At 58.7% G+C, this 22336-nt stretch carries 24 protein-coding genes; 10 read left to right on the top strand and 14 right to left on the bottom strand.

The window, feature by feature from the left end; translation table 11 throughout:
* The first annotated feature begins 85 nt into the window (after positions 1-85).
* Genes UM93_RS14155 through UM93_RS14145 form a run of 3 tightly spaced genes read left to right on the top strand, consistent with a single transcriptional unit; the run spans position 86 to position 2349 of the window.
* Positions 86-1072 carry a WXG100 family type VII secretion target gene (locus UM93_RS14155; RefSeq protein WP_045076184.1) on the top strand — a complete coding sequence of 329 codons (987 nt, stop codon included), beginning with the start codon at positions 86-88 and terminating at the stop codon, positions 1070-1072.
* The gene (locus UM93_RS14150) at positions 1069-1854 is read left to right on the top strand and encodes a hypothetical protein (RefSeq protein WP_052663811.1); all 786 of its coding nucleotides are present in this window, start codon (positions 1069-1071) and stop codon (positions 1852-1854) included. The genes UM93_RS14155 and UM93_RS14150 overlap by 4 nt, the downstream gene beginning before the upstream one ends.
* A gap of 9 nt (positions 1855-1863) precedes the next feature.
* A complete protein-coding gene (locus UM93_RS14145; protein ID WP_082057170.1) occupies positions 1864-2349 on the top strand; it encodes an RDD family protein in 486 nt (161 codons plus the stop codon).
* On the opposite strand, the gene UM93_RS14140 is transcribed toward UM93_RS14145, so the two are convergent.
* Entirely contained in the window at positions 2346-3188 is an 843-nt protein-coding gene (locus tag UM93_RS14140; RefSeq protein WP_045077506.1) for an HAD family hydrolase, read from the bottom strand. The two genes, UM93_RS14145 and UM93_RS14140, sit on opposite strands and share 4 nt — an antisense overlap.
* A gap of 119 nt (positions 3189-3307) precedes the next feature.
* The gene (serS, locus tag UM93_RS14135; RefSeq protein ID WP_045076181.1) at positions 3308-4588 is read right to left on the bottom strand and encodes a serine--tRNA ligase; all 1281 of its coding nucleotides are present in this window, start codon (positions 4586-4588) and stop codon (positions 3308-3310) included.
* A gap of 69 nt (positions 4589-4657) precedes the next feature.
* On the opposite strand from serS, the gene UM93_RS14130 reads away from it, so the two are divergent.
* A complete protein-coding gene (locus tag UM93_RS14130; protein ID WP_045076180.1) occupies positions 4658-5710 on the top strand; it encodes a diacylglycerol/lipid kinase family protein in 1053 nt (350 codons plus the stop codon).
* A gap of 39 nt (positions 5711-5749) precedes the next feature.
* Here the strand turns inward: UM93_RS14130 and UM93_RS18075 are convergent, their stop codons facing one another.
* The 4 genes from UM93_RS18075 to UM93_RS14115 all read right to left on the bottom strand — a co-directional run bounded on the left by UM93_RS18075 (position 5750) and on the right by UM93_RS14115 (position 7879).
* Positions 5750-6220 (bottom strand): acyltransferase, encoded by a 471-nt coding sequence (locus tag UM93_RS18075; RefSeq protein WP_157874233.1) that lies wholly within the window; start codon positions 6218-6220, stop codon positions 5750-5752.
* Between the two features lie 92 nt (positions 6221-6312).
* A complete protein-coding gene (locus UM93_RS17850; RefSeq protein WP_199921759.1) occupies positions 6313-6489 on the bottom strand; it encodes a hypothetical protein in 177 nt (58 codons plus the stop codon).
* A gap of 90 nt (positions 6490-6579) precedes the next feature.
* Entirely contained in the window at positions 6580-7518 is a 939-nt protein-coding gene (gene pheA, locus UM93_RS14120; RefSeq protein ID WP_045076179.1) for a prephenate dehydratase, read from the bottom strand.
* 34 nt (positions 7519-7552) lie between these two features.
* Positions 7553-7879 carry a rhodanese-like domain-containing protein gene (locus UM93_RS14115; protein ID WP_045076178.1) on the bottom strand — a complete coding sequence of 109 codons (327 nt, stop codon included), beginning with the start codon at positions 7877-7879 and terminating at the stop codon, positions 7553-7555.
* A gap of 63 nt (positions 7880-7942) precedes the next feature.
* Between UM93_RS14115 and UM93_RS14110 the strand changes: the two genes are divergently transcribed.
* Positions 7943-8686: a Type 1 glutamine amidotransferase-like domain-containing protein gene (locus tag UM93_RS14110; RefSeq protein WP_045076177.1), complete on the top strand. Its 744-nt coding sequence runs from the start codon at positions 7943-7945 to the stop codon at positions 8684-8686.
* Positions 8687-8740: 54 nt separating this feature from the next.
* Entirely contained in the window at positions 8741-10210 is a 1470-nt protein-coding gene (locus UM93_RS14105) for a peptide MFS transporter (protein WP_045076176.1), read from the top strand.
* 15 nt (positions 10211-10225) lie between these two features.
* Here UM93_RS14105 and UM93_RS14100 read toward each other — a convergent pair whose 3' ends face one another.
* Entirely contained in the window at positions 10226-10714 is a 489-nt protein-coding gene (locus tag UM93_RS14100) for a DUF4190 domain-containing protein (RefSeq protein WP_052663809.1), read from the bottom strand.
* Positions 10715-10865: 151 nt separating this feature from the next.
* Between UM93_RS14100 and pgm the strand changes: the two genes are divergently transcribed.
* Positions 10866-12500: a phosphoglucomutase (alpha-D-glucose-1,6-bisphosphate-dependent) gene (gene pgm, locus UM93_RS14095; RefSeq protein ID WP_045076175.1), complete on the top strand. Its 1635-nt coding sequence runs from the start codon at positions 10866-10868 to the stop codon at positions 12498-12500.
* Positions 12501-12523: 23 nt separating this feature from the next.
* Here pgm and argS read toward each other — a convergent pair whose 3' ends face one another.
* Complete coding sequence (gene argS, locus UM93_RS14090) at positions 12524-14254, bottom strand: arginine--tRNA ligase (protein ID WP_045076174.1); 1731 nt, start codon at positions 14252-14254, stop codon at positions 12524-12526.
* Positions 14255-14305: 51 nt separating this feature from the next.
* Positions 14306-15232, bottom strand: a complete 927-nt coding sequence (locus tag UM93_RS14085) for a cation diffusion facilitator family transporter (RefSeq protein WP_045076173.1) — start codon at positions 15230-15232, stop codon at positions 14306-14308.
* Between the two features lie 84 nt (positions 15233-15316).
* Here UM93_RS14085 and UM93_RS14080 point away from each other — a divergent pair, with 84 nt between their 5' ends.
* The gene (locus UM93_RS14080; protein WP_045076172.1) at positions 15317-15631 is read left to right on the top strand and encodes an ArsR/SmtB family transcription factor; all 315 of its coding nucleotides are present in this window, start codon (positions 15317-15319) and stop codon (positions 15629-15631) included.
* 144 nt (positions 15632-15775) lie between these two features.
* Here the strand turns inward: UM93_RS14080 and UM93_RS14075 are convergent, their stop codons facing one another.
* From UM93_RS14075 to UM93_RS14065, 3 genes are read right to left on the bottom strand one after another with little or no spacing between them, the layout of a single operon-like run.
* Complete coding sequence (locus UM93_RS14075; RefSeq protein ID WP_045076171.1) at positions 15776-16759, bottom strand: DUF2891 family protein; 984 nt, start codon at positions 16757-16759, stop codon at positions 15776-15778.
* Between the two features lie 21 nt (positions 16760-16780).
* On the bottom strand, positions 16781-17758 hold the full coding sequence (locus UM93_RS14070; protein ID WP_045076170.1) for a DUF979 domain-containing protein: 978 nt from the start codon (positions 17756-17758) through the stop codon (positions 16781-16783).
* Positions 17755-18468 (bottom strand): DUF969 domain-containing protein, encoded by a 714-nt coding sequence (locus UM93_RS14065; protein ID WP_045076169.1) that lies wholly within the window; start codon positions 18466-18468, stop codon positions 17755-17757. Before UM93_RS14065 ends, UM93_RS14070 begins: the two co-directional genes overlap by 4 nt.
* Positions 18469-18588: 120 nt before the next feature.
* Here UM93_RS14065 and UM93_RS14060 point away from each other — a divergent pair, with 120 nt between their 5' ends.
* On the top strand, positions 18589-19275 hold the full coding sequence (locus UM93_RS14060) for a GntR family transcriptional regulator (RefSeq protein ID WP_045076168.1): 687 nt from the start codon (positions 18589-18591) through the stop codon (positions 19273-19275).
* Positions 19276-19300: 25 nt separating this feature from the next.
* On the opposite strand, the gene UM93_RS14055 is transcribed toward UM93_RS14060, so the two are convergent.
* On the bottom strand, positions 19301-19657 hold the full coding sequence (locus tag UM93_RS14055) for a RidA family protein (protein WP_045076166.1): 357 nt from the start codon (positions 19655-19657) through the stop codon (positions 19301-19303).
* Between the two features lie 142 nt (positions 19658-19799).
* On the opposite strand from UM93_RS14055, the gene UM93_RS14050 reads away from it, so the two are divergent.
* On the top strand, positions 19800-21089 hold the full coding sequence (locus UM93_RS14050) for a uracil-xanthine permease family protein (RefSeq protein WP_045076165.1): 1290 nt from the start codon (positions 19800-19802) through the stop codon (positions 21087-21089).
* Between the two features lie 117 nt (positions 21090-21206).
* Here UM93_RS14050 and UM93_RS14045 read toward each other — a convergent pair whose 3' ends face one another.
* Positions 21207-22331 carry a glycerate kinase gene (locus tag UM93_RS14045; protein WP_045076163.1) on the bottom strand — a complete coding sequence of 375 codons (1125 nt, stop codon included), beginning with the start codon at positions 22329-22331 and terminating at the stop codon, positions 21207-21209.
* Between the last annotated feature and the right edge of the window lie 5 nt (positions 22332-22336).

Genomic DNA, 22336 nt, shown 5'->3' with positions numbered 1-22336 from the left:
TGGTCAACCCCCGCGCTGAGGGTTAGCATTTTTGACAGAGTGCGGCACCGCGAGTTGTGCGCCGTCGACGACGAAGAAGGGTGCCATGGAAGGCTTCATCGGAGCGAATCCGCAAGAACTGCGTGACTTCGCCAAACAAGTTTCCAATGCTGCAGGCATTATCCGCGATCAGGGTAATACCCTCACTGCCACCATTAACTCTGGTCGAGGCTGGAACGGTCCCGACGCCGGCCATTTCCGGCAGCGCTGGAACTCCTCCCAGCACCCGCTACTCAATAACACCGCAGACTCTCTGCTCGATGTCGCGAAAACCTTGAACCGCAACGCAGATGAACAAGAGAAGGCGAGCGCGGTCGACGGCGGGGGCGGCGGCACCGGAGGCCCCAACGGCGGTAGTGACGGCGGCGGCCTGATCAGTAAAGTGATGGGCATCGTCGGTTGGGGCTCGACAGCGATTGGGCTCGGATTGAAACTGAAGGACCTCAACACCTTCCTGCGCACCGCAGGCGGTATTACCAAAGGTGCCGAAGCATTGGCAGCCGGTAAATCTGTCTTGGCTGGGGCAGGCAATCTCGGCAGCCTTTCAGATGAATTCATAGCCGCTAGTAAGTTCGGAAAATTCGCCCGCATCGCTGGCGTGGTCGGCGCTCCGCTGGCTATCTTCGGCGGCATCCACGACATGATCAGTCCGGAACACGAGGGTTGGCGTGGCGGCGGCGACCGGGTGGCCGGTGGTTTGAGCGTTATCGCTGGCGGCGGTTCGCTCCTAATGGCTGCCGGTTTGCTGACTAATCCGGTGGGTATCGGCATCGTCGTGGGAGCAGGCGTGGTGGCGGGAGCCTGGGCACTCGGTAATATGATCGCGGACAGCGAATGGGGCAAAGCCGCTGGACGTTGGATTGGTAACACGGCCAGCAATATCGGCAGAGGCGTAGCGAACGTTGCTAGCGACATTGGCCATGGCGTTGCTAATGTAGCCAGTGACGTGGGTAAGGGCATCAAAAATGTTGCCAGCGGCGTGGCAAACGTCGTGAAGAATCCCATTAAGGCGCTAGGGGGCCTCTTCGGATGACCGAACAAGCTGCGGAAATCACCTGGACCCAGCATGACTTGGACTGTGCCCAGGCGGTAATTACCCTGAGCAGCCCCGAGAGCGACAACCTACCGACGCTCACCGATGAGGAAATCGTTGCGCTCGACGGTCTTGAACGAGAGCAATTCGTAGAACTCCCCTGGCTCGCCGAGCACCAAGATCAGAAGGAACTGGTCTGTAATGTTGCTCTCCGCACGCTGCTGACCAAGGGCTTCGCTTTTCCGCTGGTGAGTGAAGGGGAAACCTTGCCCAGCGCATTGGGCGCAACTGACAATATCGTCGGCGTGATGACACTGCGCCGTACCGGAGAACGAATCATCAGCGCCGAACTGACGAAATCCGACGATAAAGCGTGGCTCTACGGTTATCTGCACCAGGATCAGGTGCTTGAGGAATTGGTTGATTCGGCAGGCACTCATACCTTCACCGTGGTTCCGGCCGCAGAGTTCGGTGATCATCTGCTGCAGCTGGCCGACGCGGCAGACCTGGAGTCCGAAGACGGAGAACCGCAAACCTACAGTGAGGCAGAATTTGAAGCTGCTGCGCCGACCGTCCTGGCGGACGCCCGCGGCGTGACCGTAATTGCTGGCATTAGCGCCGCCGAAGACTCCTTCCGGCACTATACGATTTACACCACTTCCACCGAACTATTCGGACTGACCTCGGCGGAGAAGGATGGTGCGGCCGAACTGAGCTTGGCCAAGGTTTCTCGTTCGACAGCTGTTGAGGCAGCGAACCGAGTCATTTTCCCCACCAGCTAATCATCGGAGATCGTCATAACTAGCAGTCAGAACAGCAGTCAGAACAGCAGTCAGAACAGCAGTCAGAACAATCTATACGTCGAATTCAAAAATGGCAGCAGAGCCTTACGCGCCCCGGGGAAGGCGTACTTTGGTGCTTGGCTGATTGACTTCCTTCTGGTGCTGGCCCTGGCCGCTATTGTCTTCGCAGTGCTACCAAAGACCAATATTGGGCTATCCATTACGTTGGCAGTCCTGGCCTGGATCGTCATTTCCTGGCTTTACGGCTTCATCCTGCCCGGCAAACGGAGCCTGGGGTGCGTAATCTGCGGCACTCGGGTGGTCAAGCTCTCCGATGGCGGACGCCCAGGCTTCTGGCGTTCCGGTTGGGTTTCCTTCGTGCGCACCGTAGGAATTCTGGTGTTCTCGATTATTATCGTGGTTGGCGCTCTGGGCGGCGGAAGTTCAGGGAACCCCAAGGACAATCGCTGGCATGTGAGTATTAGCGAACGCTAAACGAGGCTTCGCAAAACCTTCGCCGCGCCATCCTGGTAAATCGACCCGGTCACCTCATCAGCTGCCTGCTGGACCTCAAGCGGGGCCTGCCCCATCGCGACTCCTCGACCAGCCCAAGCGAGCATCTGAAGATCATTGAAACCGTCACCCACCGCGATGGTCGACGCCTTGGGCAACCTGAGTTCGGCCCGTAACTGTTCGAGAGCGGTTGCTTTGGTCACCCCGGCGGCCGCGATATCCAGCCAGGACGACCAGCCAACAGAATAGGCCACGCCTTGCAGGCCAACACTGGCGATGGCCTGCTCAAACTCCTCAAGTGGGATCTCAGCGCTATGCACCACCACCCGAACCGCTTCCATATCGAGCAGTTCGTTGAAGCTCACGCTGCGCGCCTCGATGCCGAAACTAGCATCCTGAAAGCTGTGCGTGGAAAGAAACTCGCCGTCGACGTTCTCAAGCGCATACATCGCTTCCGGCAGCTTCCCGCTCAGCGCCACCAGTGCGGAGCGAGGTGAGAAGATTTCCCGGCGGATCACTTGATGCCCCTCCGGAAGGGAAGGGTCCAGCCGGAGTGTCACGGCGCCATTACAACAAACCCCATAGCCGCTCTCTAAGCCAATTTGGCGGATCACTGGCAGGGTCGCTCCAAGTGATCGGCCGGTGGCAATGATCACCTGATGACCAGCCGCCACTACGCCTCGGGCGGCCTCGCGCACCGCATCGCTCATCGCCCCATTGTGATCGATAAGAGTGCCGTCCACATCAAGAGCGACCATTTTCTGCTTCGTTTCTCTCTGGTCGTCGATGCCAGAGACTGAATATTCAGTCTGTAATGTCATGACTCCAGTGAAGCAGATTCCAGTGATAGCGGCCAGCACGGCGGCACCGTAGGCGGTGAACGGAAGGTGAATATTCACAAGCAATCCACACTGTGAATGTTTACCTTCCGGGCAGCGTGCTACACCAGTTCGAACTTCTGCAGACCACCCAAGTAGGGCTGCAAAGCCTCCGGAACGTTGACTGAACCGTCAGCATTCTGGTGATTCTCTAAGATCGCAACAATCCAGCGATCAGTTGCCAAGGTACCGTTCAGGGTGGCCACCGCCCTGGTCCCCTTTGACTCCTCACCGGGTATCCGCTCCCGAATATTCAGCCGCCGAGCCTGGTAGCTCGTGCAGTTCGAGGTCGAAGTCAATTCGCGGAATTTGCCCTGGCTAGGCACCCAAGCCTCACAATCAAATTTCCGCGCAGCTGAGTTTCCTAGATCGCCGGCCGCAGTGTCTATCACCCGGTAAGAAATATCGAGCTTGGCCAGCATCTCCTCTTCCCAAGCCAGCAGACGCGCATGCTCGGCTTCGGCCTCTTCGAGCGGCACATAGCTGAACATCTCTAGTTTGTTGAACTGGTGGACTCGGATGATGCCACGAGTGTCCTTGCCTGCCGAACCGGCCTCCCGGCGGTAGCAAGACGACCAGCCAGCGTAGCGGATCGGGCCGGCGCTGAGGTCGAGAATCTCGTCACTGTGATACCCGGCTAGGGCCACCTCAGAGGTGCCCACCAGGTAGAGATCGTCTTTTTCCAGGCGGTAGATCTCATCATCGTGCTTCACGTCGAAACCGGTACCGGCCATCGTCTCTGGACGCACCAAAGTAGGGGTGATCATCGGAATGAATCCGTAGCTCAGGGCCTGATCCAGACCCATGTTCATCAGCGCGATTTCCAACCGGGCAACCTGGCCCTTGAGAAAAGCGAAGCGGGCACCGGAGACTTTTGCACCGCGCTCCATATCGATGCCGCCGAGCAGTTCGCCGAGTTCCAGATGGTCGCGCGGCGCGAACCCTTCAGCAGCGAAATCACGCGGTTCACCAACTGTCTTGAGCACCACGAACTCATCCTCACCGCCGGCTGGAATTCCCTCGATGATGAGATTAGGAAAGGCGCGCAACAACTCTTCTTGCTCAAGCTGAGCCGCTTCGGCGGTTGCCGAGGCCTGCTTCACCTTGGCAGCCAAGTCTTTGACTTGTGCCAGCAGTGCTTGCTTTTCCTCGCCTTTGGCTGCCGCCACCAGCTTGCCAAAGGAATTCTGCTCGGCCCGCAAGGACTCATAAGAAGTGATTGCATTCTTCCTGCTAGCGGCCGCGGAGATGATTTTATCCACCTGCGACTCGTCGGCCCCGCGCGCACGTTGGCTGGCCCGATACTTTTCAGGATTCTCGGTGAGGTCTTTAACGTCAATCACTGACTAAGACTATCGCAGCGCCCCCACCTCGAGCCTGCGAGACGATGGAGGGCGATAAGCTGGTGCACTATGGACCTCTGGCTTTGGATTCTGCTGATTGTGCTGGTGGCCGCCATAGTAGTTCTGCTCAGCTGGCGGGGCGTTCGAAAGTTACGTCAGAAGCACACCAGGAGCGCAGTCAGCGAGGAACTCCAGGCAAGTCCTACCGGACCGCAAAAGGTAGCGGTGATCATTAATCCGGTCAAAGCGCAGGCCGAGACCGCCGCTACCCGGATTCGTGCCGCAGTAGCGCTCGCTTCCTGGCCGGAACCGCTTTTTCTTGAGACCACAGTCGATGACCCCGGATACTCGCAAACCAGACAAGCCCTGGAGTGGGGCGCCGATCTGGTCTTAGTTGGCGGCGGGGACGGCACCGTCAGGGTCGCCGCCGAGGTGCTCAAGAACACCGGGGTGGCGATGGGTCTTTTGCCATTAGGTACCGGCAATTTACTAGCCCGCAATCTGAGCCTGGACGTCAATGACCTCGACGGCAATGTGCATACCGCACTCTTTGGTCAGCAGAGGCTGATCGACACAGCGGTGATGGAAATTGAGAATTCGGTCTCTGGGGCGCACTCAAGCCATACTTTCCTGGTTATTGCCGGAATTGGCTTGGACGCCGAAGTGGTCGGCGATACCAATGACGATCTGAAGAAGTCCTTGGGTTGGCTCGCCTACAGCGAAGCCGGCGTCCGGCACCTGCCCGGGCGCCGGAAAAAAGTGAGTATCGCGCTCGATGATGAGCCTGCACAGCAGCGCAAGGTGCGTTCGGTACTGTTTGCCAATTGCGGGCTGTTGCCGGGAGGCATTGACTTCATCCCGGGAGCGTTGATCGATGACGGAGTGCTCGACGTGGTGGTGATGAGTCCGCGAAGCGCCTTGGGCTGGGCAGCAATGGGAGTGAAAATTCTCTTTCAACATCGCCGAAACCTGCCGGTGATAGATTTCTATCGCTCTCAGAAGGTGGTGCTCAAGGCGGCCGCGCCACAAGAAACTCAGCTCGATGGCGATCCCGCTGGCAAAGCCACCAAAGTCACTGTGGCAGTGGAGCCGCGGGCATTGCTGATTCGAGTCAACAGCTAACCGGCACGCCGCAAGCTCGACAAACTGGCGACAAGCAGTTCAAACCAGATATCCCTTTCCGTCGGCAAGCCGGGAACGCATTTCTTCTTTCATACCGGCGTCAATACCGCCATGCTCAGTCCAGGAGACGTCGAAGTTTGGACGCTGTTTCATTAACTCAGCATGCCGGGCCAATTGCTCTTCGGTTGAACCGATCACCTTGGCCGGGTTGCCGCCAACTATGGCTCCAGCCGGTACATCCTTGGTGACCACGCTGCCAGCCGCTACTACGGCTCCTTCGCCTACCGTCACCCCGGGCATGATCACCGCACGCGCACCAATAAAGGCTCCTCGGCAAATCCGAACCCGTCCGATCACGGTGTAACCCAGTGCTCGCTTAGTGCTGGCGTCGTGGGCTAAAAGATAGGCGAAAGGCGCGATGGTCACCGAATCTTCGATGTCGATCAGCCAGCAGTGACTGAAATCGAAAACAACTCCGTGCTGGATGTCCACATCGCTGCCAACTTTCATGCCGCGGCGGATCAGCCGATCGTAATCGTCAATGCGCAACAGTTTACGACGAGCCGCCTTGGCCGAAGCGATGAGCGAGCTGAGCGCCACGGCTAGCCCTCGGTAGGCTCGTCTTCAGCCTGCGCCTGCTCACGAATGAGAACTTCCTCTTCGTTGAATCGCAGATCGTTGGCCTCGTCGGCGACATCCCCCACTTGGTCGTAATCGAGTTCGGGATCGTAGACCGCACCCGGGTTGACGATGGTTCCGTCGTTATTGCTGTCAGTCATGATTCCTCCGCTGTCTATCTCTGTTCGTCACTGGTCTTAGCTCGCATGATTACTTACTTGCAGCACATCATATGGCTAAAACTATAGAACTCATTGTTCCGGGGTCTCCCCCGGGGTGAGCAAATCGGCAAGCCAACGCTGGGCGGCATCAAAAGCCCGATCAGTGGTGTGCGCCGGAACTTGCGGGTATTGCGCATCGGCCCTCGGATAAGAGCCCATGAAGCGTAGTTGCGGACTAATTCGGTGTAGCGCGCGGAGCGCATCAGCCATTCGAGCATCGGCAAGGTGGCCCTCGGCATCGATGCTGAAGAAGTAATGGCCGAGGAACTGACCGGTGGGCCGTGATTCAATCCGACTCAGATTCACCCCTCTGGTGGCGAACTGATCCAGAATTTCCATCAGCGCGCCGGGCCGGTCCTGCGGCAGCGGAATGGCGACCGTGGTCTTATCCGAACCGGTGGCAGCTGGCAGTACCCCGGGGCGAGAGACCAAGACAAACCTGGTCACCGCGCCGGTATTGTCTTCAATCCCCTCTGCCAGAACATCCAAGCCAAGTCGCTGTGCGACGAGCTTGGCACAGATCGCGGCCTGATAGGCCGGCTTGTCATTGAGCAGTTCGTGGGCGGCAGCAGCAGTGGAGGTCGCCGGGACATATTCTGCTTTCGGAATGTTTAGATCAACCCAGCCACGAGTCTGCGCCCAGGCATGTGGGTGAGTACCGATGCGGCTCACTCCAGAAAACTCAACACCGGGCCGCACAGCCAGCACGAAGCTCACTGGCACAATGGCTTCCCGGATGATCCTCAGCTCCTGGCCAGTAGCAATGGCGTCTAGGGTCGCAGAAACGCCGCCCTCGATTGAGTTTTCAATCGGCAGCATGGCGGCGTCAACCTCCCCGCTGCGCACCATTGCCAATGCGGCGACGGCACTACTTGAGGGCACTCGCCGCGCCTGGACTGCCCCGGGCACCTGGAGCAGGGCAGCTTCGGTGAAGGTGCCCTCGGGGCCGAGATAAGTGTAGGAATCCACTTTATATTCCCATCTAAGAATATCTTTTTATGATTCAGCGGACCTGTGGAACTTCACCATTTTCGGAGACCATGGGTTTCTCCGCGTCCTGCCAGGCACCCATCCCGCCCGCCACATTAAAGGCGGAATAGCCCTGGCCAATCAGCCACTGCACGGCCCGGAAGGATCTTCCTCCAGTGCGGCAGATGACGTAAAGATCCTCATCGGGATCAAGTTCCTCGAAACGCAGCGGCAAATCACCGAGCGGCAGATGAATGGCCCCGGCGATATGGCCCTCATCCCACTCGTATTGCTCTCGAACGTCAACAATAGTGCTGTCTGCGGTCAATTGCTCGACGGGTACGCTTTCAAATTCATTCATCTCAGAATCTAACTCTCGATCTTTCGGGAATTTCTGCCGCTGCGCCCAGCCTATAGTGGAGTCATGCCGACACAAGAACCGACAATTCTGGCTACCTCTGGCGGAATCCGCCCGGGCCACCGTAGCCGGGTGGAATTCAATTCATTGGTGCATCACGCTGTCGAACTTTCCGGAACCACAGGAACCACAGGAAACTCCGCCGGGCCGAGAGTCTGTCACATTGGCACCGCTTCCGGCGATCAGCGCTGGTGGGCGGGTGAGCTCAATGAAGCCGCGCGCATCGCCGGGTTCCGGCTCAGCCATCTGAATCTTTTCACCATGCCCAGTGTCGAGGATATTGAGGCCCACCTGCTCGAACAGGATGTGATCTGGGTCGGCGGTGGTTCGGTGGTCAACCTGCTTGCCGTCTGGCGGGCGCATGGCCTTGACCAGATTTTGCGGAGGGTCTGGCAAGCTGGCGTGGTGCTCACCGGCGTCTCAGCTGGCTCGATTTGCTGGTTCAACGGCGGCAGCACCGATTCTTTTGGACCCGAGTTGAGCGGCGTCGATAACGCCCTGGGCTTCCTGCCCTATGGAAATGGTGTGCATTATGACAGTGAGGCCCGTCGGCGACCGGTGATTCATGACCTGGTTGACCGTGGCGTGCTCGGCGAAACCCACTGCACCGATGACGGCGTAGGGCTGCTTTACCGCGGAACGACGCTGATCGAAGCGGTGAGCGAACAGCCAGGAAAGGGCGCATACTTGGTTCGCCGCAATGGCAACGAAGTCACCGAAGAGCGGATCGAACCGCGCTATCTCGGCTGAATCGCGGCACGGCTCGGTGTGACATGGCGTAATTACAATGCCAGAATGGGCTAAATGAGTAGACCCAGCCATGACGTGCTGTCCAGCAAAGCCCCCGGGGGAAAGACCTTTTTAGGCCACCCACTGCCACTTTTCAACCTGTTCAGCATCGAGCTGTGGGAGCGCTTCTCGTTCTACGGGATGCAGGCAATTTTGGCGTTCTACATGTACTACTCGGTGACCGATGGCGGTCTGGGGCTCGACCAGGATATGGCGGTCGGCCTGGTCGGCGCTTACGGCGGCGGCGTCTATCTCTCTACAATTCTCGGGGCTTGGCTAGCTGACCGTTTGCTCGGTTCGGAACGCGTCTTGTTCTACAGCGCCATGCTGATCATGCTGGGGCATATCGCCCTCGCGCTGCTCCCCGGTGCCATTGGTTTGACGGTTGGTCTAATCCTGGTGGCCATCGGTTCTGGCGGCCTGAAAGCGAATGCCACCTCAATCGTCGGCACCCTCTACAGCCAGCAGGACGAGCGGCGCGACGCCGGGTTCTCGATCTTCTACATGGGAGTTAACGCCGGCGGCTTTATCGGACCGCTGATCACCGGGTGGCTGCAAACCACAGCAGGATTCCATTGGGGCTTCGGCGCAGCGGCAATTGGTATGGCGCTAGGCCTGGTGCAATACGGGCTGACTCGCAAATCACTGCCCGAGCAGGCCCATCTGGTACCGAATCCCTTGCCTCGCCAGCAGCTTGGGCGCGCGATAAGCATCGCCGCCGTCGCCCTGGTTGTGATCGTGATTGCTGTGCTATTGGGCTGGATCAGGGCCGATAACCTCAAATGGGTGGTGGTCGGCGTCGTGGTTATTGCTGCCATTGCCTATTTCACTGTCATTCTGGCCAATAAACGCGTCAGTAGCGAGGAACGCAGCCGGGTCTTCGCTTTTATCCCGCTTTTCATCGCCAGCGCCGCGTTCTGGTCGCTCTACCAGCAGCAGTTCACTTTCTTACCGCGCTACGCTGACACCCGACTCGACCGGAATCTCTTCGGCTGGGAATTCCCAGCAGCCTGGGTACAGTCGATCAACCCGATTTTCATCATCGTCTTCGCCGGTGTCTTCGCCGTGCTCTGGACCAAGCTGGGGTCACGTCAGCCCAGCACTCCGATCAAGTTCAGTCTGGCACTGGTGATCATGGGTCTAGCCTTCCTGTGCTTCATTCCGCTCTCAGGTTTCAGCGCAGTGCCGCTACTGGCCCTAGTCGGAATTCTGTTCCTCTTCACCATGGCTGAGCTTTTGATTTCGCCGGTGGGCCTCTCGCTCGCCACTAAACTTGCTCCGCAGGCCTTCCATACTCAGATGGTCGCACTTTTCTTCTTATCGATCTCCTTGGGCACCACGCTCTCCGGAGTATTGGCCGGATTCTACAAAGCCGATAACGAGCTACCGTATTTCACCGCCATCGGAGGCGCCGCCATTGTGCTCGGCCTGGCCTTGGCGGCAGCTACCAAGCCGATCCGCAAGCTGATGGCTGGGGTTCACTAGAAAACCCGGGAGTCGTCAGTTCTGACCGATCGACGCAAGACCGAAGACGAGAGCGACCAGCAACGGTCCACCGACCACAAAAACCACCCAAATCAAAATTGCCAGGTAGTTCAGTATCAGCCCGGTCAGCGCAAAACCTCTGCCCTGGGGCTGCTCCTTAGACCAGCCGATATGAGAAAGAATCACCCCGACAATAGGTGGCACGATGAGCGCCGCGAAGCCCACAATGCTGGCTATGCCAAGGATCATGCCGGCGATGCTCAGGCCTTTGGGGCCAGCATCCGCGTAGACCATCGGCTGTATGACATAGCTCGGGTTGCTGTAGTAAACCGGCTGCGCTGGCACCTGCTGCTGATTCTGGCCCTGGAAAGCACCTTGTGATTGCTGCGGAGCACCGGGATACCCGGGCGGCGGCTGCTGGCCGTAGCCGCCCGGGTAACCCGGTGGAGGCGGCTGGAAGGGCTGCGCCGGCGGCTGGAAGGGCTGGTCTGGCTGGTTCGACATGGGAGGCCTCGAGTGTCAGGGAGCGAATGCATCTCAATGCTATGTGATTTCTGACAGTTCGCTCCTGGTTTTTAGCTAATTTTCTGGGATATTGCTGGCGTCATACAGAGCCGCAATATCCCGAATGGCTTTACTCTGGCATGCTTGCTTTATGGCCAGCCGAGCGGGCACAGTTGCCCTCCCCAGCGATCTAGTCGACCTTACCGCGCTCTTAGACGCGTATTACGACCTCAAACCTGATCCAGACAATCCGGATCAGCGAGTGGTTTTCGGCACGTCCGGGCATCGCGGCAGTAGCCTCAAGACATCTTTCAATGAGAACCATATTGCCGCCACCACTCAGGCAATAGTGGAGTATCGACGGCAGCAAGGCATCACTGGGCCGCTCTTTCTGGCGAAAGATACTCACGCGCTCTCCGAACCAGCGCAGAACACCGCTTTGGAAGTATTGGCCGCGAATAACGTCAATGTCCTTGTCGATGCTCGGCATGGCTTCACGCCGACTCCGGCGCTCAGCCACGCCATCTTGACCTACAACCATGGGCCTGAGAGTCACTCTGATCAAGCTGACGGCATCGTCGTCACTCCTTCACATAACCCGCCAGGCGATGGTGGTTTTAAATACAACCCGCCGCATGGCGGACCAGCCGATAGTGATGCCACCGGCTGGATTGCTCATCGAGCTAATGAGTTGCTTGAAACGGAGTTGGCCGGGGTGCGACGAGTAGCGCTCACCGAAGCCCTAAGCCGCGCGGGCAGCTTTGATTTTCTCTCCAGCTACGTTGACTCACTGCCCGAAGTCCTCGACCTCGACGCGATTCGGGCGGCCGGGCTGCGGATTGGCGCCGACCCGATGGGCGGGGCCTCAGTCGACTACTGGGGGGAGATCGGCGAACGGCACAACCTCGATTTGACCGTAGTGAACCCGACAATTGATCCGCAGTGGGCCTTTATGACCCTGGACTGGGACGAAAAGATCCGGATGGATTGCTCTTCACCCTGGGCAATGGCATCGCTGATCGCCCAGGCCAGTAAGTACGACATCGCCACCGGTAACGACGCCGACTCCGACCGACACGGCATCGTCACCCCGGATGCCGGATTGATGAATCCGAATCACTACCTCGCGGTGGCGATTCAATATCTTTACACCCACCGTTCGGCTTGGCCCAGCCAAGCCGGGGTAGGGAAAACCTTAGTCTCTTCCTCCATCATCGACCGCGTTGCTGTCGATTTGGGTCGCCAGTTGGTTGAAGTGCCGGTTGGCTTTAAATGGTTTGTGCCGGGACTACTTTCCGGTGAAGGCGTCTTCGGTGGCGAAGAATCAGCGGGGGCTTCCTTCGTGCGGAGAAATGGCAAGGTGTGGACCACCGATAAGGACGGCATCCTGCTAGCTCTGCTCGCCTCGGAAATCACCGCTGTCACCGATTCAACGCCTTCCCAGCATTACACCAAGCTGACTGAAAGGTTCGGCGCACCCGCCTACGCCCGAATCGATGCCGCCGCCAGCCGGGAGCAAAAAGCCGCCTTGGCGAAACTCTCAGCTGACGACGTCTCAGCCACCGAGCTGGCCGGTGAACCGATCACCGCAAAGCTCACCGAAGCGCCCGGAAACGGAGCTGCGATCGGCGGCCTAAAGGTTACTACCGAAAATGCTTGGTTCGCCGCCAGGCCGTCCGGCACCGAAGACGTCTACAAGATCTACGCCGAATCCTTCAAAGGTGCCGAGCACTTGTCGGAAGTTCAGAAGGCCGCCAAAGCACTGGTGGACGGGGTTATTTCTTAGGCCGCCACGCTACATCTGCCACGCTACATCTGCTCTGGCGTGCGGATCCCGAGCAGCCCTAAACCGGAACTCAAGACACCAAGAGTCAGCTGACACAACTTCAACCGGGCATCTCGTGAATGCTCAGATGCTGCGGTGAAGACCGGGCAGTGGTCGTAGAAACTTGAGAACGCCTGAGCTAGCTCAAAGAGGCAGTTCGCTAAACGATGTGGCTGTAGCGTCTGTGCCGACTGCTCCACAATGTGCGAATAGTTCAGCAAGGCAATAGCCAGCGATCTTTCCTGAGGTTCAGTCAGGTCTAAACCGGTCTCTTGGAAAGAGCTGCCGGCCTCGGCAGCCTTCCGCAACATTGCTTGAATCCGCGCCGCTGAGTATTGGATGTAGGGGGCTGTATTGCCGGTGAAGGCCAGCATTCTTTCCAGATCGAAGGTGTAATCAGAAGCGTGTCCGATAGATAGATCGGCATATTTAATTGCGCCGATACCGACTTGCTGGCCAATCTTGTGTTGAACTTCGGCCGGCAATTCGGGGCGGCTCTGCTCGACGGCACGATTCGCCCGAGTGAGTGCTTCTTCAACTAAGTCAGCCAGTTTTTGGGAATCACCGCTCCTGGTCCGCAGAATCTTGCCATCCGAGCCCAGTACGCTGCCGACCTTGACGTGAGAGAACTGGACCTGCTCGGTCAGCCAACCGGCCTTTCGTGCGGTTTCTTCAATCATCTGGAGGTGAAGTTCTTGCGCGGCACCAACTACGTAGATCAAATGATCCGCTTTCAGCACTTCGGTGCGGTAGCGGACCGCGGCCAAGTCCGTGGCAGCATAGCCATAGCCGCCGTCGCTCTTGCGCACGATCAGTGGCAGCGGCTCGCCCTCCCGACCTAGATAACCGTCGAGGAAGACGCAGACCGCCCCTCTGCTGATCACCGCGATCCCGGCATCCAATAGTTCCTGGGTGAGCCCGGCCAACATATCGTTATAGATACTTTCCCCGGCCAGGTGCTCGGCGCTCAGCGAGACTTCCAGCTGTTGGTAAATGCGCTCAAAATAATGTCGGGATAATTCGGTCAGCATCCGCCATTGCAGCAATGTAGGCTCATCGCCGGCCTGGAGTGCCACCACCCGCTGCCGTGAACGTTCGGCGAATTCGGCAGAGCTATCAAATTTTTCCCGCGCCGCTTGGTAGAAGCGGTTCGGCTGGGTCTCCAATAACTTTGCCTCCGCCGACTCTTCACCGACGTCAATGAGGTGCTCGATCAGCATTCCGAACGGCGTCCCCCAATCGCCGACGTGATTCTGCCGGATCACGGTAGTTCCTACCGCTTCAAGAAGTTTAGAGATTGCGTCACCAATAATGGTGGTGCGCAGATGTCCGACATGCATCTCCTTGGCCACATTGGGCGAGGAATAGTCAACGACGGCGGTCTGCTGATAGGCGTTGCCTGACGGGTCTCGGTGTTGCTCCGCCTGCACAGCGGCTTCCAGCCAAGCTTTGCTCACACTGAGATTGATGAACCCCGGGCCGGAGGCTTCTGCCGTCAACCACTCTTCTTTGGCGGTCAGCGTCGAGGCAAGCTGATCCGCGATCTGACGGGGGCTCTGACGCAGCGGTTTGGCCAGGCTGAAGGCCACTCCTGATTGAAAGTCCGAGAATTCGGAGCGGCGCAGGTCAACGTCGAAATCAGTTGGCAGGGGGCCGGCAAGGAATTCAATTGAATCCCTCAAGGTCTGGGAAATCTCGGCTAAGGACGCTTTCATTCAATAAATTCTATGGTGGTCAGTCATTGCTTTCACGCCGTTCAGCACCCGTTAGCCGTGCACGCCGTGTTCGTGTTCGGTGTGCTTTTCGGGTTCGAGTTGAAAGGTGGAATGTTCAATGCTGATCTCAAAGTGCTCAGCCACGCATTTTTGTAGCTGATCAAGCATCTGCGGCGCATGGCCGTCTTCGAAGCAGGAGGAATCCAAAACCACGTGCGCGGTCAGTACCGGCAGCCCGGTGGCTATTTGGGTGACATGCAGATCATGCACATCCAGCACGTGCGGCACATCGAGAATGTGCTGCCGCAGTTCTGCGACGTCCAAGCCCTTCGGTGTCGCTTCTAGCAACACATTAATGGTCTCCCAGAGCAGTTTGATGGTACGCGGCAAGATCAAAACGCCGATTAACATTGCCACCAGAGCATCCGCCTGGACGAAGCCGGTGGTCCAAATAATGACTGCCGCCACGATTACGGCTACTGAACCAAGCGCGTCGTTGAGCACCTCGAGGAAGGCGGCGCGCATATTGAAATTGGCGCCGCGACCGGCCGAAAGCACCAAGAGCGCAGCAATATTTCCTAATAAGCCGAGGGCGCCGAAGACCACCATCTCAGCGCTAGCGACCTCAGTCGGGGTAATCAGCCGTTGAATGCCTTCAACCAAAACGAAGAGCCCAACGCCGAGCAGCAATGCGGCCTGAGCGGTGGCGGCGAGCACCTCAGCACGGGCGAAGCCCCAACTGCGCTTATCCGAGGTCGGTCGGGAACTCAGCCAGGCGGCAATCAGCGCCATCACCAAACCAGTAGCGTCGGTGAGCACGTGAGCCGAATCAAAGAGCAGCGCGAGCGAGCCGGTGATGATCGAACCAATCACCTGGAAAACAAAAACCGCCAGGGTGATGCCTAGGGCGATCGCAATCCGCTTTCGGTGCACTCCGCCCCCGACCACTGGCCCGTGCTCATGATTATGTCCACTCATGTTTCAATAGTACATCAGATTATGTATTCACAAAATGCTGAACTAATTGATAACCGTACTCATTCTCAGGGGTATCGTTGAAGCATGGAGAAAATCACCAAAGGTGCCGTCTTAGCTCGATTCGGTTACGCCCTCTCCGATGCCACCCGAGCCCACATTCTAATGACCCTGGTGGAGAACCCGGCCTACCCCTCAGATTTGGCCGATCAGCTGGCAGTTTCTCGGCAGAGCATCTCGAATCACTTGGCATGCCTCCGTGATTGCGGCTTGGTGCTGGCCATCCCCGAAGGTCGCCGCACTCGTTACGAGCTCGCCGACGGCAAAATCGCCCACGCCCTGGAAGACTTGCTTAGCCTGGCACTGGCCGTCAACCCGGAGCATCAACCACTCAAGGCCTAAGCCGCCGCAAAGCGCGTCACGCACCCGACGCCGCAACACCGTATCGCACTAACCCGCCGCCGAGTGTGCAGATCTACATCTTAAAACCCGCTCAAAACGTGGAAAGCTGCACACTCGACGGGGCGTCAGCACCCGAGAAGAACCTCAGCGACTTAGCAGGGCATCCCAGGCAAATGAGGCTAGCCAGTGCGAGGAGACGAATTCATCGGTTTCAACAGCGCTCAGGCCGGCGGCCAGCAGGGTCTCGGCGCTTTCCCGGAGCCCGGCGTCTTGCAAGGCAGTAGAGATTCTGAACAGCGCCCCCGCCCGGGAGAGATTCAAGCCGTCGAGGTGTACCATTTGGGCGTCCGTCTTATCGGTCACCACGGCTGGTTGAACGACGTCGGCTGGCTCCGGCAGGAAGGCCGCGAACCACGAGGCGAACTCAGTCTCCGGCAGCACCCGGGAGAGCAAATCCGCCTCGGCTAGCCCCGCGGAAAGGAAGTCTTGACCGCTCAGCTCCCAACGGCCAGCCCAATTCTGATCGGCGGCAAATAGTCGTAATGCCGCTTGCTTGAGCATTGACGCGTCCTCAGTTCTGCCCAGCTGCTCGGCCGCCGTCAAAAGCAGACTCAGGCCGAAGGCAGTGTTCGAATGCACACCGTGCCGCACCGGGTGATTAATCGCTGCGGCCCACCGCGTGGCATTGCCAAAAACCGCCTCTGTCAGCGGCGCTAGCGCGCTACTCCAGCGCTGCGCATCGGCGTCTCCCTGCCGCCCGAAGGCCTCGCTGGAAGCCGCCAGCCGGGCCGCCCAGGCCCAACCATAGGGCCGCTCAAAAATCGAATTGGCTCGGAGGTACGCCGCTTCGACCTCGAGCTTTGACTCGGTCAGGTTCTCGTTCAAACGCGCCCGCAATGGTGCAGACTCCAGACCTGAGCGCAGCAGTTCAACCCCGAGCCAGTGCATATGCACACAGGAATGCCAGTCATAGGAGGTATGGAAGGCCGGATAGAGCTCCGCTGGTGAGCGCAGATCCGCAGTCGAACGCAGCATATGTACCAAGTGGTAGGGATGACTCTGTGAGAGGTTCTCAAGCACTATTGCTGCGTAGACCGGCGCTAATTCGTGGCTGGCTGGAATGTTCATTGTTCGCTCCTCTTTGCTGGCCTATTTGGGGAAACCGAAGAAGTACATGATCGCAATATTGGCCACCAAGATAATGCCAGCGGTGGGTAGTTGCGCGGTGATCACGCCGTACTTATTTTTCATCTCCAATAGCGCGGCCGGGACGATATTGAAGTTTGCCGCCATCGGCGTGCACAGGGTGCCACAGAACCCAGCCAGCATACCGACTGCGAAGATTACCGCCGGGTTGCCGTCGAAGCCCTGGACCAGCAGCGGCCAGCCAATGGCCGCGGTCATGATGGGGAACGCGGCGAAGGCGTTGCCCATCAGAATGGTGAATAGCGCCATCCCCACGCAGTAAGCGATCACCGCAAAGATCAATACTCCCGGCGGCACAATCGACTTCATAATGCTGCCTACCGCTGTGCCCACGCCGGCTTGGGTGAACAGGATGCCCAAAACCGAAAGCATTTGCGGCAAAATCGCCGCCCAACCGATGGTCTCCAACAGTCGCTTGCCTTCATACACCGAGGTCACCGGGCGGACCGGGCGAAGCAGAATCAGGCCGACCACGACGGCAATCACCGCTCCCAGGCCGAGGCCAATCAGGGTGGCGCTACCGGTGGCCAACAGCGGTTTTCCGGCGACCGTGAGGTAGGGTGCGGCGATCGTGACGGCAATGGTGACCAACGGAATCAGCAGCGCCGGAATGAAGAGTTTATTACCGTATTTGATCGCGCCGGCTTCACGCTGTTCGGTGGTTGTGGTTTGGGTAGTTCCGGCAAAAAGCAGCTTCGGTGTGGAACCTAAGATGACGATGGCTAGCACCACGATGCCCAGCGTCCACGGCGGAACCGCATTGACTGCCACCCAGGTGCCATAAATAAAGCTGGCGCCAATGAGCGACCAGAAGGCTCCGGAGGTGTAGCGCTTGGGGTTGGTCTTATCAGCGAAAATCAGCACGCCAAAGACCAGGAAGACCAGGCCAATCAGCCAGTAAACCGGCTCTGAGTTAATCATTTGCTCGCCCCGCTTTCGGTTGCCACGCTTCCGATGGCGGCATCGGACTTCACCAAGCGATCAAGTTGGCCGTCCAGTCTAAGCAGCCGGAAGCCGTGCACCAGGAAGGCGATAATCGCCGTCGGAATGGCCCAGAGCGCGAGCTGGATGGGTTCCAATTGCAGTTTGTATTGCGCGTCAACAAAGGAGGTGATCAGCAGGATGGAGCCAACCGCAACGAAGACGTCCTCGGCGAAGAAGTTTCCAACATTGTCCGCACCTGCGGCGTGACCCTTGATCTTGTCTTTGGTTTTCTCGGAGAGGTTGCCGTATTTCGCCTCAGCCGCACCCTCGGCCATCGGGTAGATCAGCGGCCGCACCATCTGTGGATGTCCGCCGATCGGCAGTCCCAGTGCAATGGTGATCTGCCGGATGGCTAGATAGAGGAAGATGATCCGCCCAGCGGTGAGCTTAGCGAGCTTACCGATCAATCGCTTCGCCTGTTGCTGAAGTCCGAATCGCTCGATTAGACCGATCACCGGCAGCAAGATGACGAAAATGGTCACCGATCTGCCGCTGGTGAAACCGGAGCCCAGCGCGTTGAGAATATCCAGCGGGCTGAGCCCACCGATCAACGCGGTGACAATGCCGGAGACGGCCACCACCAAGAGAGCATTGAGTCGGAGCGCGAAGCCGACGATGACGAGCGCGACACCGATCAGCACGAACATGATTGATCCACAGCAATTTCCTCCCAAGGGACGCAAGTGTGATTCACACTACATGTTGTTGAACAATCCTTCAATCAATTAATTTGCGATACAGTGAAGCAAACGTGGAAGGAGGGAGCGATGCCCGAGGTTGATTTCACCGAGCTATTTGCCCGTAAACGCCCTGATATTCGGCGCAGTGGCACCGGAGAGATGATCGCTGCGGTACTCAAGCAGCGCATTTTTGAGGGCGATTTACCTCCCGGCACCCAATTGGCTGAAGAGGCGCTCGCCGAGTCCCTTCAGGTCTCCAGGAACTCACTGCGTGAAGCGTTTCGGTTACTGGCCCACGAACGGCTGATCAATCACGAGCTGCACCGTGGCGTCTTTGTTCGGCGGCTGGGCCGGGTTGATGTGCTCGAGGTCTATTCGGCCCGAATGTTCTTGGAAGTATCAGCGGTTGCCCAATGTCCCGCTGATCATCCTCAGCTGCAGCAGGCGTTGCAGGCGGTGGAGCGGGCCGAGAGTGCGGCTCTTCGTGGCGACTGGACCGAGGTAGCCACCGACAATCTCGCTTTCCATCAGGCTCTGATGGAAAGTGTCGGCAGCAATCGAATCTCCGAAACCTCCCGGCAACTCATGGCCGAAGTCCGGCTAGCCTTCCACAGCATGGCCGATGCTCGGGCGTTTTTAGAGCCCTATATTTCGCGGAACCGACTGATCGTTGAGACGCTGTTGGCGGGGCAGCCCGGCCGGGCGGCTGAACTCATGCGAGTCTATCTCGACGACAGTAGAGAGCAGCTGTATGGCGCACTCGGCTTGGACTAGCTGAGCCGCTACGGTCTGGCCTCGACTAAGACTCGGGAACCACCGCGATCGCCTCAATCTCCAGCAAAAATTCCGGACGCACCAAGGCAGAGACTTCGACTAAGCTGGCCGCCGGTTTAGGGTCGGTTAAGCGGCTTCGCAGCACCTGCCGAAATTCCTCAAGCTGGGCCAGATCGGTCAAAAAATAGGTGATTTTCACTATCTGCTCAAGCGTTCCGCCGTGCTCTGCTAGCCGGTCTGCAAGCCGATCAAAGACCGCGTTGGCCTGCTCGGTCATGCCGCCGGTTACCAGCTCCCCGGCGTCGTCAACCGGCACTTGTCCGGAAATAAAAACCAGCCCCGCCGGACCGGTTCGAGTGTTGCTAAACAGCGCTCCGGACATCTTCTAGCTCCTTGGGTTTTTAGACTCGGCTTAATGCTGATATCTCGCAGACTACCCGAAGCAGCAGCAGCCGATACTCTTAGCTGAGCCCCTTGAGCACAGAGCAGGTTCAACGGCTAAGCCCGAGATGGAGGAAACGGCGATGAGCAACGTCGGAGTTCGTTGGAGTATTCACGGCAACGGTAAGACCATCACCCCTGGTGAAGTGGTTGCACCCAACGAGCGGCTGAGCTGGCCGCGCACCATTGGCATCGGCTTGCAGCACGTGGTGGCGATGTTCGGCGCCACCTTCCTGGTGCCGATCCTGACCGGAATGCCGCCAGCCACCACGCTGTTTTTCTCCGGCATCGGCACCATTGTGTTCCTGCTGTTGACCGCCGGTCGGATTCCCAGTTACCTGGGTTCCAGCTTCGCCTTTATCGCCCCAATCATGGCCTCCCAGGCTCAGTACGGCGTGGCCGGAGCGTTGGGTGGCGTGGTGATGGCCGGCGTCGTGCTATTCCTGATTGGCTTGGTAGTGCAACGCTTTGGTGCCAGTTGGATCAACCGTTTGATGCCACCGGCGGTGACCGGCACCATCGTGGCCCTAATTGGCCTCAACCTTGCCCCCTCGGCTAAGAGCAATTTTGATAAGGCACCGCTCACCGCGCTGATCACCTTGCTGGTGATCATTCTGGTGTCGGTACTCTTCCGCGGCATTCTGGGGCGACTTTCGATTCTGGTCGGCGTCGTGGTCGGCTATCTCGTAGCCATCCTGCAAGGTCAGGTCGACTTTTCGGCAATCGATAAGCAAGCCTGGATTGGCCTGCCACAATTCCAAACCCCAACCTTCAACCTTGCGGTGGCCGGGCTTTTCATCCCGGTGGTCTTGGTGCTGGTGGCTGAGAATATCGGCCACGTGAAATCGGTGGCCCTGATGACCAAGGAAGACCTCGATCCACTGGCCGGCCGCGCGCTGATGGCCGATGGGCTGGCCACCACGCTAGCCGGTTTCGGCGGCGGGTCCGGCACTACTACTTATGCCGAGAACATTGGTGTCATGGCGGCGACCAAGGTCTATTCGACGGCGGCTTATTGGGTGGCCGCAATTGCCGCGCTGCTGCTGAGCTTCTCGCCGAAGTTTGGTGCCCTGATCGCCACCGTACCGCCCGGCGTGCTGGGCGGTGCCGCTACTATGCTGTACGGCATGATCGGGGTGCTCGGGGTACGGATCTGGGTGCAGAACAAGGTCGACTTCGGTAACCCGGTAAACCTGACCACGGCCGCCGTTGCGCTGATCATTGGCATCGCCGACTACACCTGGACGCTGTCGGTGGGCGGTAACGAGCTGCAGTTCGCTGGTATCGCGCTCGGCACCGCGGCGGCGCTCTTGATCTACCACGGTATGCGTGGCCTACTCAGGCTCCGCACCGGTTCAACGCCGCCAGCCTAAGCTGCCGACTTCCACCATCGGATCGGCCCATTTCCGCCCTCGAGTGTGCAGATCTACACGTTTTGAGACGTCTTTAAGATGTAGAGCTGCACACTCAGCGCGAAACCGGGTGGTGGCTTAGATGCCGTTGAGGGCGTTTTCGGTGGCTTGGCGGAGGTAGCGCTCCGGCTCTGACATCGCCAGCTCTTCGCTGCGCGCGCTCTCCGCCGCGGAGGCGGCGGCCACCACTCCTAATTCACCCAAAACGTCGAGCCCGACGCTCAACTGCCCGGCGACCAAAACCACCGGCACGCCGAGCGCCTGCGCGGCCCGGGCCACCCCGATCGGGGTCTTTCCGGCTAGCGACTGTTCGTCCACGCTGCCCTCGCCCGTAATCACCAAATCGGCTTCGGCGATCTTCTCCCGTAGCCCCAGCAACTCTGCGACCAATTCCACACCCGATTCGATCGTCACCTCGGCAAGCCCCGAACCAGCTAATGCGAGGAAGGATGCCGGGAAGCCGCCCGCTGCACCGGCTCCGGGAACATCCACGTCCACCCCGAAAGACTCCCTCAGCAGCGAGGCTAGATTGCGCAGACCAGCGTCCAAAAGCTCGACACCATCCGCGTCAGCACCTTTTTGCGGAGCAAATACCTGGGCGGCTCCGAGCGGACCATAGAGCGGGTTGTCTACGTCTACGGCAATCCGGAACTTCACCGTGGCCAACCGCTGGTCTAAGCCACTGGCGTCAATCGCGACCACTTCGGCCAAAGAGCCACCACCCAAGGGCACGAAGGCGCCGTGTTGATCAAGCAGTTTCAAGCCCAGGGCACGCAACGCCCCGGTGCCGCCATCGGTCATTGCCGAGCCACCCAGGCCCAAAACTATTTCGCTGGCCCCGGCGTCGAGCGCAGCGGCAATCAACTGCCCACAACCATAGCTGTGAGCCCGCAGCGCATTTTCCGGACTCGGTTCGGCGAGAAGATAACCGCTTGCTTGCGCCGTCTCAATTACCGCGCTAACACCATTGACCGCCCAGACCGCGCCGGTCGGCCGCAGAATCGGTCCAACCACGGCGTTCAAGCGTTCCTCAAAACCTGCCGCCACAGCCGCCTCAACAGTGCCCTCGCCGCCATCAGCCATCGGCAGCACGGTCGTCACGGCCTCCGGGTAAATCCTCAGCGCGCCCTCGGCTATTGCGGCCGCGGCTTGGGCCGCGCTCAGGGTTCCTTTGAACTTATCCGGGGCTATCAAAACACGCATCTCTC

This window comes from Psychromicrobium lacuslunae (genome assembly GCF_000950575.1).
Classification (GTDB): Bacteria; Actinomycetota; Actinomycetes; order Actinomycetales; family Micrococcaceae; genus Renibacterium; species Renibacterium lacuslunae.
This window is presented reverse-complemented; position numbering and strand designations above follow the sequence as displayed.